Here is a 13,283-nt window from a genome sequence, read left to right as displayed (position 1 = left end):
CCTTGGGGATCAACTTCCGGTCGCTTCGTTCCACTTCTTGACGTAGTCGGGAAGCTTGGCCAGCGCGTCATTCCAGTTCGGCGACCAGATGGTCAGGCCCTTCATCGCGTCCTGCAATTTCGCGAAGTTGGCGTCGTTCGGCGTCACGTCCTTGCGGGCCGGCAGGCCGATAGCAATGGAGCTCACCGTCGACTGCGCATCCTTGGAGAGCAGGAAGTCGATCAGCTTCTTGCCGTTGTCGCCGTTGGGAGCGCCGGTCACCAGGCCGATCTCATAGGGCAGCGCGAAGGTCGAACGGGTGCCGTCCGGCCCTGCGGGCCAGAACACCTTGATGTTCGGATTGTCTGCCATCTGCGACATGTTCATCTGCAGGTCGCCATTGGCGACGTGCAATTCGCCCTTGTTGACGAGCGCGGTCAGCTTGCCGGTCGAGGCGGACGGGCCGACATTGTTTTCCTGAAGCTTCTTCATGAACGCGAAGCCCGCATCCTCACCGCCGAAGGCGTGGATGATCTGCAGCATCACGGCGGTGCCGTCGCCGGCCTGGCCGGGCGTCGAATACTGGATTTTGCCCTTGAATTTCGGATCGAGCAGGTCGTTGTAGCTCTTCGGCGCTTCCGACAGCACGGCGCTGTTGTAGATGAAGTTCATGTAGTTGTTGACCAGCGGCCGGTACTTGTCGGTGCCGCCGTCGATCTGGTCGGCGCCTTGCGGCTTGTAATCCTGCAGCAGGCCGTCGGCGGCAGCGCGCTGGACGAAGGGCGGCAAGGTCACCAGCACATCGGCCTGCGGGTTCGACTTTTCCTTGGCGACGCGCTCGACGACGCCGCCCGAACCGGCCTCGATATACTGCACGGTGATGCCGGTGGCCTTGGTAAAGGCAGCGAATTCGGTCTCATACCAGCTGCCATTGCCATCATGCAGACCGTCGGCGGAATAGATAGTGACGACGCCATCGGCGAACGCCGGTGCGACGAGAGCCGACGACGCCAGAAGCGACGCGGCGAAGGTCATTGCGATGGTTGCGTTTCGCGATTTCATGGATCAGTTCCCCTTTGATTGATGGCACATTCTGCGATGCACTAGGACCGATCGGCTTCGTATCTCTGGCGGACGTTGAGCCGATTGGATGTCGTCGTTGTGACAACTTTGGGGATCGGCAATCGATAAGTAAAATCTATTTATTTTATGACAGGCAAACTTCCTCTGATATTTGTCATAGAACTGTCGCGTCCATGTCGTGGACGCATTTAGAACCCTTCGAAACTTGCGCCAGATAGGCTGCGACGGCTGAAACGTAAGGATAATCAGGAGAATAAAACACCTGCCGTCTGCGCCCGCAGACGAGGATCGAACGAGCGGACTGTCACGGGACGCCCCTCCAGGATTTCGAAGCAGCGCGCGAGCGTGTCCTCTTCAAGCCGGCGCATCGCTTCCGCGGTGAAAAATGTGAGATGCGGAAAGAGGATCACATTGTCGCGACCGAATAATGCGCTCATCGGATGGCCGGACTTCGCCAAAGGCTCGACCGAATAGACGTCGAGCCCGGCGCCGGCTATGCGCCCGGCGAGGATCGCCTCGACGAGTGCCGCCTCATCGATCAGCGCGCCGCGAGAAACGTTGATGATGACGGCGGAAGTTTTCATGCAAGCGAGTTCGACCTTGCCGATCAGGCCACGCGTCTTGTCGTTCAGCACACAATGGATGGAAACGAAGTCGCAGGTCCGCAGCATGGTGTGGAGATCGTCGGCCTTCTCGATGCCGGCAGCGTGCATCGTCGCAGCATCGACGCCAGGATCGAAACCAAGAATCCGCGCGCGAAACCCTTGCCCGGCCATGCGCGCCATGCTGCGGCCGATCTTGCCGCAGCCGACCAAGCCCAGCGTGGCGCCTGATAGGTCGCGCCCAAGCCAACGCTGCTCGGGCCAGACCCAGCCATCGCGCGACACCGCCGCAGTGATGGCCGGCAGTTGCTTGGCCAGCGCAATCATCAGCGCGAAGGCACCTTCGGCGACGGTTTCCTCGGCATATTCGGGCACATTGACGACCGGGATGCCGCGCCGCATCGCGGCCGGGATGTCGATGGCATCGACGCCGACGCCATATTTGACGATGCCCTTCAATTTCGGTGCGGCGTCGATCACCCGCGCCGTAATCGGCGTGTAGCACATGAGCAGAAGATCGGTGTCAGCGACGGCCTCGATGAGATCGTCTTCGGGAATGCCGTCAGGCAGTGTCGCGAGTTCCACGCCGCGCGCCCGCAAACCGGCGTCAATCCCGGGGCATTCGAGTTCCCGATCGGTGCGCACGGCCTTCATGGTCAGGCCGCCAGCACGGCGCGCTCGACAATGTCGAGCGCCCGGTCGAGATCACTCTTCGAAATGACCAGCGGCGGCGACAGCGTCAGCACGTTACCCTGGCTGATCTTGAAGCTCAGGCCCTGCTCCAGGCAGGCATAGAAGACCCGTTCGGCAAGCGCGCGCGCCGGCTGCCGCGTGGCCCGATCCTCGACCAGTTCGACGCCGACCATCAGCCCCCTGCCCCTGACATCGCCGACATGGGCCGAGCGAGCCATCAGGTCTTGCATGCGTCCCAACATATGTTGGCCAAGCTCGGCCGCGCGCTCGACCAGCCCTTCCTCAAGGACGATGTCGATCGTGGTCAGCGCGGCGCGAGTCGTCACCGGGTTCTTTTCGTGGGTGTAGTGACCGATGGCGAAGCCGCCGGTGACGTCGAGGTCGCGCCGCGCAATGACGGCGGCGATCGGCAGGATGCCGCCGCCTAGCGATTTGCCGAGCACGACGATGTCGGGCGTCACGCCATCATGCTCGTGCGCGAAGAATTTGCCGGTCTTGCCGAGGCCGGTCGGGATCTCGTCGAAGATCAGCAGCGTGCCGTGCCGGTCGCAGGCTTCGCGCACCCGCTTCCAGAAGCCGGGCGGCGGCGGATTGGGCGTCGCCCGCATCGGCTCGGCGACGACCGCCGCCACATCCTGCTCGCGGCCGAGCACATAGGCAATCATGTTGGCGCAGGCGGTCCCCGATGCTTCCAGCGAATCGTGGCCGTAGGGACAGCGATAGCCGTCCCAGGGCGCGACATGCTCGGTGCCGGTCATCATCGGGCCGGCGATGTGCGAACGGAAAGTCGCTTCGCCGCCGACACTTGCCGCGCCGAAACCGGCGCCGTGAAACGCATCCCAGAACGACACCGTCTTGAAGCGGCCTGTCGCGGCACGCGCGATCTTCAGCGCCACTTCGATGGCATCCGAGCCGCCTGTCGTGAACAGCACCTTGCCGAGATCGCCGGGAGCAAGTTCCGCGAGCTTTTCGGCCAGCTCGACAGCGGGCTCGCAGGTGAAGCGGCGCGGTGCGAAGCAGAGATCATCAAGCTGCTTCTTGATAGCGGTCACCAGCCTCGGATGGCCGTAGCCGAGATGATGCACGCTGTTGCCATGGAAATCCATGAAGCGCCGGCCGGCCGTATCCTCGATCCAGATGCCTTCCGCTTTGGCGATCGTCGACAGGCAGGGACTGGACAGGCTCTGGTGCATGAAGGCGGCAGCGTCGCGGTCGAGCAGGCCGCGGATACGCAGATCATCCTGGCCGGCGTCCCAGCGGCCGCGCGCCGCCGTGGTGTTGGAATCACCCTCGGTATGCACAAGCTCAGATATTGCGGCCATAACGCTCTCCGAAACGCGAATGAGGGAGCGTGGAACGCCCCCTCGTTTTGTCCTGCCAGTCAGTGTGATCCGGTCAGGACCAGGGCAGCGAAAACGTCTTCACATTGGTATAGCTCTTCATCGCCTCGATGACGCCTTCCTTGTAGCCATTGCCTGAATCCTTGATGCCGCCAAAGGGCGACATCTCGATGCGGTAGCCCGGCACTTCCCAGATATTGACCGTGCCGACCTGCAGACCGGCGATGTATTTCTGCATGCGTGGAAACGAGTTGGTGCAGACACCCGATGACAGGCCGAAGGCGGTCGAGTTGGAGAGCGCAATGAGTGCCTCGTCATTGTCAGGCGCGCGCACGATCGGGATGATCGGCCCAAACGTTTCTTCCATCACCAGTTCCGACTTATGCGGTACGCGATCGACGACGATCGGCGGCAGCAGCGCACCCTGGCGACCGGGATTGTAGAGGATCTCGGCACCTTGCTCGGCGGCCATGTGGACGCGGGCTTCGAACAACGCCGCCGCCTTCTCGTGGACTACGGTGCCAAGATCGGTCGAACGGTCCATCGGATCGCCGAAGCGGATCTTCTTCGCCCGCTCCAGCACCAGCGGCACGAAACGGTCGGCGACGCTTTGCTGAACGAGAATGCGCTTGACCGCCGTGCAGCGCTGGCCGGAATTCTTCGTCGCACCGGCGACGGCGAGATCGGCGGCCTTGGCTAGATCGTCATCGGAGAGATCGTTGAGGATGATCAGCGGATCGTTGCCGCCGAGTTCCAGCACCTGGCGCCTGTAGCCGGCGGTGCGGGCGATCATCTTGCCGACCGGCACGCCGCCGGTGAAGGTGATCAAGTCGATATTCTCGTTGGTGATCATCTCGTTGCCGATGTCGACCGGCCAGCCGGTCACCACCGAAAGCATTTCCGGCGGCAGGCCGGCTTCATAAAGAATGTCGGCCAGCAGCAGCGCAGTCATCGGCGTCAGTTCGGTCGGCTTCACCACCACGCAATTGTTGGTGGCGATCGCCGGCGCCACCTTGTGCGAGACCATGTTAAGCGGATGGTTGAACGGCGTGATCGCGGAGATCGCCCTCAGCGGCTCGCGGGTGGTGAAGATCTTGCGCGCCTTGCCATGCGGTGTGAGATCGCAGGAGAAAATCTGGCCATCATCCTGGATGCACATCTGCGCCGACAGCGTGAACACGTCATAGGCCCGGCCGACTTCATAGAGCGAATCCGTCTTGGAGATGCCGAGTTCGAGCGTGATCAGATCGGAGATCTCTTCCCGGCGCGACGCCAGCGCTTGCGCGGTGCGAAACAGGATCTGCTGGCGCTCATAACGCGTCAGCTTCGACTTATAGCCGGCGGCGATGTCGAACGCCTTGCGGGCATGCTCGGCGCGGCCCGCCGGCACGGTGCCGATAACGGTATCGTTCCAGGGGTAGCGCACCTCGACGACGCCGTCGGCATCGACCTTCTTGCCGGCGATACGCATCGGCTCATGACGAACTTTGATGGCAGGGTCAAGCTTGGTCATGTGAGTCTTCCCGGTGCTTAGTGAGCCACATAGAACTTTTGTCGGCGCGACCATCGCGTCTTGGCGATGCTTCCCCCACTCCGTCGCCGCTGCGCGGCGCCACCTCTCCCCTCTCCGGAGGGAGAGGAAGGAAGCCAAGATCGGCAACCCGCGCGCCCTTCCTCTCCCCCGTCGATCGGGGGAGAGGTGCCGAGCGAAGCTCGGCGGAGTGGGGGTCGACAATCGCGCTCGACATCAAGCCTGCGCCGCTGCCATCGTTGCGTAGAGGAACGCGTCGAAATTGCGCAGCGTCGGCTCGTTCGGCAAATCCAGCAGCACGCGGTTGACGATGAACGGCACCTCCTGCTCGGTCAGCCCGCCATGCGAGCGGAGCGGTTCGTTGAGCGCCGCCAGATCATGTCGGTGTTCGCTGGTGCCAATGGTCTTGTTCTCCGTCGAGATCAGCACGATGTCACCGATGCGGTCGGCCGGTAGCTCGAAACGCTCGCAAGCCGTCGGGCTGTCGACGACCAGCATAATGCCATCGATCTTGGCCAGCCGCGCCATGATGCCGGCCCGGTCGGCGCCATCAGGAAGATAGGCGGTGGCAAACGAGCCGAGGGCGCCGTGGTGCACAACATAGGGGTCGGTGATCGGCAGGATGACTCTGGCGGCGTCCTTGCCCAACCACTCGTCCAAAAGGTCCTGGACATAGACGACGTCGGGCGAACCGTCGGCCTTGTGCTTGGGCTTCATGCCATGGTCGGCGGTGACGACGATCGCCGCGCCCAGCGCATCGAGTTCGGTCAGGTACTTGTCGAACATTTCATAGAAGGCGTTGGCCTGCGGCACGCCAGGCGCGTATTTGTGCTGCACATAGTCTGTCGTCGTCAGGTACATGATGTCGGGGCGGAACTCCTTCAGCAACTGGACGCCAGCGGCGAAGACGAATTCCGACAGCTCGGCCGAATAGACCTCGGGCACCGGCAGGCCAAAGTGCTTCGAGGCATTGTCGATGCCGTGTTCTGCGACAGTCGTGGTGTCCGACTTTTCCGCCGAGAAACACAGCGCGCGGCCTTCGTCGAAGGCCAATCCCTTGCCGAGCAAGGCGCGCAGCTTGTCCTTGGCGGTGACCACCGCGACCTTGGCGCCGGCATCATAGAAAGCCTGGAAGATCGTCGGCGCGCGCAGGAAGCGCGGGTCGTTCATCATCACTTCCTTGCCGGTCTCGCGCTCGTAAAGATAGTTGCCGCAGATGCCGTGCACTGAAGGCGGCCGACCAGTGGCGATCGACAGATTGTTGGGGTTGGTGAAGCTCGGAATGACCGAGTGGGCGAAGCGCACCGTGCCCTTTTCCTTGATCCTGACCAGAGCCGGCATCAGCCCGGCATGAATAGCTTCGTCGAGATAGGCCGGCTCGCAGCCGTCAAGGCAGATGGCGATGGCCGGCACACGCGGCCAGGCGTAGGTGCGGCCGTTGACCGCGACATTGATCGGAGACATCTGGTTCATCGAAAATCCCTTGAATAGTGCCGCTTCAGGCGGCGAGTTTGGCGCGCTCGGCGATTGCAGCGGCGGGTGGGGCAGCCGTGTCTACGCCCATTTCCTTCAGTGACTGCGCCGCCGCCCCGACGACGCGGCGCATGACATGTTCGTCCATCTGGCCGATGCAGCCGACGCGGAAGGAGTCCACGGCGGTCAGCTTGCCCGGATAGATGATGAAGCCCTTGTCCTTCATCAGCTCGTAGAAGCGGTCGAAGGCGAAATTGGCATGGGCCGGGTTGAAGAAGGTGACGATGATCGGCGACAGCCAGCGGTCTTTCAACAAGGTCTCGAAGCCAAGATCGCGCATGCCGGCCACCATCACGTCGCGGTTCCTGGTGTAGCGAGCACCTCGGCCGGCGACGCCGCCCTCGGCCTCGTGCTGGCGCAGCGCTTCGAGGAAGGCAGCAACGACATGTGTCGGCGGCGTGTAACGCCACTGGCCGGTCTTGTTCATGTGCGCCCACTGGGCATGGACATCGAGCGACAGCGAGTGGCTGCGGCCCCTGGCGGCCTCCAATTCGCTCTTGCGGGCGATGATGAAGCCAAAGCCCGGCACGCCCTCGATGCATTTGTTGGCGGAGGAGACCATCGCCTCGTAGCGGATATCGTTGACATCAAGCGCGACGGCGCCGAAGGCGCTCATGGAATCGACGAGGAGCTTGCGGCCCTTGGCGTGGACGGCTTCGGCGATCTCGGCGACCGGATTGAGGATGCCCGAACTGGTCTCGCAATGGATGGCGATGACATGCGTGATCGCCGGGTCGGCCTCGAGAGCCGCCGCCACCTCGTCACCGCGCGGCGGCAGATAGTCGCCCTTGTCGATCAGCATATAGGCGCGACCAAGATACTGCATGGTCTGCGCGGCACGCAGGCCGTAGGCACCGTTGGCCAGGACCAGCACCTTGCCATCCCTGGGCACGAACGAACCCAGCATCGCCTCGACGCAAAAGGAGCCGCTGCCTTGCATCGGCACGCAATCGAAATCGCCAGTCGTGTCGCCGGTCAGCGCCAGCAGGCGGCGGCGCATATCGGCGGTCATGCCGCGAAAATCGCCGTCCCATGATCCCCAGTCGCGCAGCATGGCCTGCTTGACCGAATAGGCCGTGGTCAGGGGGCCTGGGGTCAGAAGATAGGGCTCGCCCAGTGCCGGACTGGCCAGCGGCTCGGCGGCAAATTTGGTCTCGGCGAGCATGGTGTCCTCCGACAGATCGCTGCTTTTTGATATGGCCTAAGTTTCGGCCTGAATGACATATTTGTAAAATCGTTATTTTGTATCGATGTATCGATTTGGACGATGGATAAGTTTGCCGGCTTCATCGAGCAGTTCCGCCTTGTCATGCCACCGCGGAAGCCATCTCATCCGCAACCCCGCCGCCCTTCGCCAGCCGGCTTTCGAGCAGATCGCCGCTTTGCGTCAGCAGGGGATAGGCGACCGACGCCATCAGCGAGTTGATTTCCTTCAATGCCCCGACCGCCTCGATATGGATGTCGCTGGTGTCGATGCTCTGCGGCATTCCCGATTGCAGGCGCTTCAGGTGACGATCATGGCTCATGCGTTCCAGCTTGCGCATCCGCTCCTTCTCGACGACGAGTTGCCGCGCCGAGTCGAGATCGCTCGACACCAGCACGTTGAGCGCAAGCTGCATGTTAGCCATGACACGGTTATGAAGCCCGGACAGTTCGCTCCAGCCATCGCGTGAAAAGCGCAGGTTCTTGTCGCGCAATTCCCGGGCGAGCACGAGCAGGTTCTTGGCGACGATGTCGCCGGCGCGTTCGAGATTGATGGCGAAATCGGTGAGTTCGATACCGCGCTGGGCTTCGGTCGCGGTCATGCTGCCGCGATTGACCTCGGCGATGTAGAGCTTGATCTCGGTATGGGCGCGGTTGACCTCGTCATCGAGCTTCTGCGCCTGGCGGATCTGATCGGCGGTGCCGGCGTCGAAGAAATCCATCACCGGACGCAGCATCACCTCGACGACCTCGCCCATGCGCAGCAACTCGCGGGTGGCACTGGCCAGCGCGAGACCTGGCGTGCGCATGACGGTACGATCAAGCGCGCTGCTGCGGCGCGACATGAGGTCCGCGCGTGCCTTTGCCGGCGGTCTGTCGGCGATCAGCAAGGTCACCAGCCTTTCCATCATGCCGGTGAAAGGCAGGCAGCAGGCGACGAGTGCCAGATTGAAAGCGAGATGCAAATTGACCAGTTGCCGGCCTTCGGTCGAACCAAACAGATGGGTCGGAAACACCACCGCCTGAAGCGCAAACAGGGCGGCAAGTGCTGCCGCGCCACGGAAGATCAGATTGCCGAGCGGGACGCGGCGCGCCTGGACGGCCTCGCCTCGCGTGAGCCACACGGCGATCAGCGCGCCGCCGCAATTGGCGCCGAGGATGAAGAAAAGACCGACCTCGACTGGCAAGACTCCCTGCGCGGCGAGCGTGACGAACAGCAGGATTGCCGCCACGCTGGAGTGGATCAACCACGTGAACAGCGCGGCAGCGGCAAAGGCGGTGAAATAGTCGGCGCGCAGATAAGAGATCACCAGGGGCAGCAATGTGCTCTGCCGCATCGGCACGGTCGCCTCGCCGATCATGTGCAGCGACAACAGCACGAAGGCGATGCCCATCGTGATGCGTCCGCCTTGCTTGATGCTGCGTGCCTCGAACTTCAGGAACATCGCGCCGCCGACCAGGATTAGCGCCGGTATCAACCAGCTGAGGTCGAACGACAGCACCTGCACGACCAACGCCGAACCAAGGTCGGCGCCAAGCAGGATCGCCAGCCCGGCGGTCACCGACACCATGCCGCTGGCGACAAACCCTGCCGCCAGCACGGCGACGGCGGTGGAACTCTGCAGCAGGACGGCAAGCACGATGCCAATCCCCGCCGACCTGACCCGCGCATCGCGAGCCTGCCGCAGGGCATCGCGCAATGCAGGCCCGCAGGCCCGCTCGACGCCCGTGCGCACCATGCGCACGGCCCAAAGCAGCAGCATGACAGCACCCGCCAAATGCAGCAGGATGATGGAAAATTGCATGGTTACGCCTCCGGGTGTCCGTGGCCGGCAAAGACGTCGACCCTCACTCAGGCTAGATTTGGCTGAACATAAGTCAAATCGTTCATTTCTATTTTTCAATTAATGTGGCTTATGAGGCTTATGATAGGCTTCCGGGATCTCGAAGGGCGGAAAAGATGCGCTACGTCCAGTTGCGGGCCTTTCATCAGGTCGCGATTTCAGGCGGTTTTTCACGCGCTGCGGAAGCGCTGTTCCTGACCCAGCCGGCCATCTCGGACCAGGTGCGCAAGCTCGAGGAAGAGTATGACGTCCTGCTCTTCAACCGGAACAAGAAGCAGGTCACGCTGACCCATTCGGGCCAGAAGCTGCTCGAAATAACCCACCGCATGTTCGACACCGAGCAACAGGCACTCGAACTGTTGACGGAATCGCGCGCCCTGCGCGCCGGCACGCTGCGCATCGTGGCCGATGCAGCGCATCATCTTCTTCATATCCTCGGCAGCTTCCGGGCGCGCTATCCCGGTGTCCAGGTTTCGGTGCGCGCCGGCAACACCGAGACGGTGATCAGCAGCCTCTACAGCTACGATGCCGACATCGGCGTGCTGGGCGAGGTGCCTACGGGGCGCGACTTCGAAGTGCTGAAGCTCAACTCCACGCCGATCATCGCTTTTGCCTCCATCGATCATCCGCTGGCGGGTAGGAAATCGCTGACCCTCAAGCAACTCGCGCTGGAATCGCTGGTGATGCGCGAGCGCGGCTCGAAGACGCGTCAGAAGCTCGAAGACCTCGCCGCGGTGTCGAAGATCGAATTGAGACCCGTGATCGAGGCCGAAGGCCGCGAGGCGGTCCGCGAAATCGTCGCCTCGGGCGCCGGCATCGGCTTTGTCTCGGCGGCCGAGTTCGGCCAGGATTCGCGGCTGGTGGCGATTACCATCGACGCCCCCGAGACCTTGATGGACGAAGCGCTGATCTGCCTGCGCGAACGCAGCGGCGGCAAGCTCGTGCGCGCTTTTCTCGACATGGCGCGTTCCATGTCGGTGGATTAAGCTGCAGCTTTCACCTCCACCACATCCGCCTTCACCCGCTCCGACTTTGGATCGTAGGGACTGCGCAGATGCGCCGTGGCAGTATGGCGCACGCCGGCAAGGTCGATCTCGAAACGTCCGCCGGTGACGAACGCGGCATCGACGCCAGCTTCATTCTCGATCAGTCCGAGCGCTACCGAGCGGCCAAGCGTGTGGCCGTAGGCAGCCGAGCGGACTTCGCCCACCGGTTTGCCGTCGCGCAGGATCAGTTCACCGCCCCACAGCATCGGTTCGGCATCGTCGAGAGTGAACAGCACGACGCGCTTTACTGGTGCCGCCGATGACTTTGCCTTGGCCAACGCCTCGTGGCCGATGAAGCCGCTCGGTTTGTCCATGGCTACGGCAAAGCCGAGCCCGGCCTGCCAAGGGTTGATGTCAGGGGTCAATTCCCGACCCCAGGCTCGAAAACCCTTTTCGATGCGCAAGGCGTCGAGCGCATAGTAGCCGGCGTCCAGCACTCCGAATTCGCGGCCGGCATTATGCAGCGCCTCGTAGGCGCCGACGGCAAATTCGGTCGGCACGATCAGCTCCCAGCCGAGCTCTCCGACATAGGTCATGCGGTTGGCATAGGCGGTGGCATGGCCGATATCGATCTCGCGGATGGTGGCGAAGGGAAAGCCCGCATTGGAGAGATCGGCCGACGACAGTCTGGCGAGGAGATCGCGCGAGCGTGGCCCCATCACGGCCAGCACGGCGTAGGCGGAGGTGACGTCAGTCAGGATCGCATGCGCATCGGCCGGAATGTTCTTGATGATCCAGTCGGCGTCGTGGACCGCTTGCGCGGACCCTGTGACGATGAGGAATTTTTCCGCGCCCAGCCGCATCACGGTGAGATCGCTTTCATAGCCGCCACGCGCGTTGAGCACACCCGTGTAGACCGACGTGCCTATAGGTACATCGACATTGCCGGCGCAGATCCGGTCCAGCACGGCGCAAGCGTCGCGGCCCTGGACAAGCAGTTTTGCGAAAGACGTCTGGTCGAAGATGGCGACAGCCTCGCGCGTCGCCTTCATCTCGCGGCGGACCGCCTCGTGCCAATTCTGGTGGCCGAAGGCATAGTCATTCTCGGGCTTCTCTTCCGGTGCGGCGAACCAGTTGGCGCGCTCCCAGCCCATCTTGGAGCCGAAGCAGGCGCCCCTGGCGGCCAGCCGGTCATAGAGCGGCGAGCGGCGGAACGGCCGCGCGGTGTCGAGTTCCCGGTTCGGCCATGGCATGGCGTAGTGCAGGCCGAGCGTCTCCTTGACCCGGTCATGCAGCCAGCGCGGGTTGTTGTTGAACGAGGCGAAGCGCCTGATGTCGACCGGCCACAGATCCATGGTCGGTGCGCTGTTGACGATCCATTCGGCCAGTGCCCTGCCCGCGCCGCCGGCACTGGCGATGCCCATCGAATTGAAGCCAGCGCCGACATAGAAATTCTTCAGTTCCGGTGCTTCGCCGAGGATGAAATTGTTGTCCGGCGTGAAGCTTTCGGGACCGTTGTAGAATTTCTTGACCTCGGCATGCGCCAGCTGCGGCACGCGGACCAGCGCGTTTTCCATTAGGATTTCGAACTGGTCCCAATCGTCGGGCAACAGCGCGAACTCGAAATTTTCGGGGATTCCATTCATGCCCCACGGCTTGGCATGCGGCTCGAAGCCGCCCATCACCAGGCCGCCGACCTCTTCCTTGAAGTAGATGAAGCCGTCAGGGTCGCGCATCACAGGCAGGTCCGGGTGCACGCCCTCGATCCTGCCGGTGACGATGTACATATGCTCGGCCGAATGCAGCGGCACCGAGACGCCGCACATCAAACCCACCTTGCGCCCCCATTGGCCGGCGCAGTTGACGACGATCTCGGTGGCGATGTCGCCGCGCTCCGTTTCGACGCCGCAGGCGACGCCGTTTTTCACCGTGATGCCGGTGACCTTCACCCGCTCGAATATCCTAGCGCCGCGGTTGCGCGCGCCCTTGGCCAGAGATTGCGTCAAGTCTGTGGGATTGGCCTTGCCGTCTCCCGGCAGCCAGACGGCGCCGACGAGATCGTCCGTCGCCATCACCGGCCAGAGATCTGCAGCCTCCCGGGGCGAGATGACGTCGATCTCCACGCCCTGAGCACGCGCCGACGCGGCCGTGCGCTTCAGCACCGTCATGCGATCAGCGGTGCGCGCAACAGACAGCGAGCCGCAATTCTTCCAGCCGGTGGCAAGGCCGGTTTCGGCCTCCAACTCGCTGTAAAGCTGGGTGGAGTATCTGATCAGGCTGGTCATGTTCGAATGGCTGCGCAACTGACCGACAAGACCGGCGGCATGCCAGGTGGTGCCGCCGCTGAGTTGTCCCTGCTCAAGCAGGACAACATCGGTCCAGCCGAGTTTTGTCAGATGATAGGCGACCGAGCAGCCAATGATGCCGCCACCGACGATGACAACGCGAGCGTGGGTGGGAAATTCATTTGCCATGAGCGTTCCGCCATT

General features: G+C 62.8%; 9 protein-coding genes. 1 reads left to right on the top strand and 8 read right to left on the bottom strand.

The genetic code is table 11. From position 1 onward, the window contains the following. Nucleotides 1–9: 9 nt before the first annotated feature. The 7 genes from FJ434_RS18230 to FJ434_RS18200 all read right to left on the bottom strand — a co-directional run bounded on the left by FJ434_RS18230 (nt 10) and on the right by FJ434_RS18200 (nt 9,769). Nucleotides 10–1,041 carry a 2-aminoethylphosphonate ABC transporter substrate-binding protein gene (locus tag FJ434_RS18230; protein ID WP_140750462.1) on the bottom strand — a complete coding sequence of 344 codons (1,032 nt, stop codon included), beginning with the start codon at nt 1,039–1,041 and terminating at the stop codon, nt 10–12. 266 nt (nt 1,042–1,307) lie between these two features. After that, entirely contained in the window at nt 1,308–2,318 is a 1,011-nt protein-coding gene (locus tag FJ434_RS18225; RefSeq protein ID WP_140750464.1) for an NAD(P)-dependent oxidoreductase, read from the bottom strand. A gap of 2 nt (nt 2,319–2,320) precedes the next feature. After that, nucleotides 2,321–3,679 (bottom strand): aspartate aminotransferase family protein, encoded by a 1,359-nt coding sequence (locus FJ434_RS18220; protein WP_140750466.1) that lies wholly within the window; start codon nt 3,677–3,679, stop codon nt 2,321–2,323. Nucleotides 3,680–3,752: 73 nt separating this feature from the next. Continuing rightward, nucleotides 3,753–5,210: a phosphonoacetaldehyde dehydrogenase gene (gene phnY, locus FJ434_RS18215; RefSeq protein WP_140503809.1), complete on the bottom strand. Its 1,458-nt coding sequence runs from the start codon at nt 5,208–5,210 to the stop codon at nt 3,753–3,755. A gap of 234 nt (nt 5,211–5,444) precedes the next feature. Continuing rightward, the gene (gene phnA, locus FJ434_RS18210; protein ID WP_140713224.1) at nt 5,445–6,701 is read right to left on the bottom strand and encodes a phosphonoacetate hydrolase; all 1,257 of its coding nucleotides are present in this window, start codon (nt 6,699–6,701) and stop codon (nt 5,445–5,447) included. Between the two features lie 25 nt (nt 6,702–6,726). Then, nucleotides 6,727–7,926 carry a 2-aminoethylphosphonate--pyruvate transaminase gene (locus FJ434_RS18205; protein WP_140713226.1) on the bottom strand — a complete coding sequence of 400 codons (1,200 nt, stop codon included), beginning with the start codon at nt 7,924–7,926 and terminating at the stop codon, nt 6,727–6,729. A gap of 142 nt (nt 7,927–8,068) precedes the next feature. Then, complete coding sequence (locus FJ434_RS18200) at nt 8,069–9,769, bottom strand: Na/Pi cotransporter family protein (RefSeq protein WP_140750469.1); 1,701 nt, start codon at nt 9,767–9,769, stop codon at nt 8,069–8,071. Nucleotides 9,770–9,924: 155 nt separating this feature from the next. Here FJ434_RS18200 and FJ434_RS18195 point away from each other — a divergent pair, with 155 nt between their 5' ends. After that, complete coding sequence (locus FJ434_RS18195) at nt 9,925–10,794, top strand: LysR substrate-binding domain-containing protein (RefSeq protein ID WP_140750471.1); 870 nt, start codon at nt 9,925–9,927, stop codon at nt 10,792–10,794. Here the strand turns inward: FJ434_RS18195 and FJ434_RS18190 are convergent. Then, complete coding sequence (locus FJ434_RS18190) at nt 10,791–13,268, bottom strand: FAD-dependent oxidoreductase (RefSeq protein WP_140750473.1); 2,478 nt, start codon at nt 13,266–13,268, stop codon at nt 10,791–10,793. The genes FJ434_RS18195 and FJ434_RS18190 overlap by 4 nt on opposite strands. Nucleotides 13,269–13,283 lie beyond the last annotated feature (15 nt).

Source organism: Mesorhizobium sp. B2-5-13 (assembly GCF_006440535.1).
Lineage (GTDB): Bacteria > Pseudomonadota > Alphaproteobacteria > Rhizobiales > Rhizobiaceae > Mesorhizobium > Mesorhizobium salmacidum.
Note: the sequence above shows the minus strand (reverse complement) of the source record. Positions and strands in the feature narration are given on the sequence as shown.

Coding starts and splice junctions, on each gene's coding strand:
- FJ434_RS18195 (WP_140750471.1), top strand. CDS start 9,925: ATGCGCTACGTCCAGTTGCGGGCCTTTCATCAGGTCGCGATTTCAGGC.
- FJ434_RS18220 (WP_140750466.1), bottom strand. CDS start 3,679: ATGGCCGCAATATCTGAGCTTGTGCATACCGAGGGTGATTCCAACACC.
- FJ434_RS18190 (WP_140750473.1), bottom strand. CDS start 13,268: ATGGCAAATGAATTTCCCACCCACGCTCGCGTTGTCATCGTCGGTGGC.
- FJ434_RS18200 (WP_140750469.1), bottom strand. CDS start 9,769: ATGCAATTTTCCATCATCCTGCTGCATTTGGCGGGTGCTGTCATGCTG.
- FJ434_RS18225 (WP_140750464.1), bottom strand. CDS start 2,318: ATGAAGGCCGTGCGCACCGATCGGGAACTCGAATGCCCCGGGATTGAC.
- FJ434_RS18205 (WP_140713226.1), bottom strand. CDS start 7,926: ATGCTCGCCGAGACCAAATTTGCCGCCGAGCCGCTGGCCAGTCCGGCA.
- phnY (WP_140503809.1), bottom strand. CDS start 5,210: ATGACCAAGCTTGACCCTGCCATCAAAGTTCGTCATGAGCCGATGCGT.
- FJ434_RS18230 (WP_140750462.1), bottom strand. CDS start 1,041: ATGAAATCGCGAAACGCAACCATCGCAATGACCTTCGCCGCGTCGCTT.
- phnA (WP_140713224.1), bottom strand. CDS start 6,701: ATGAACCAGATGTCTCCGATCAATGTCGCGGTCAACGGCCGCACCTAC.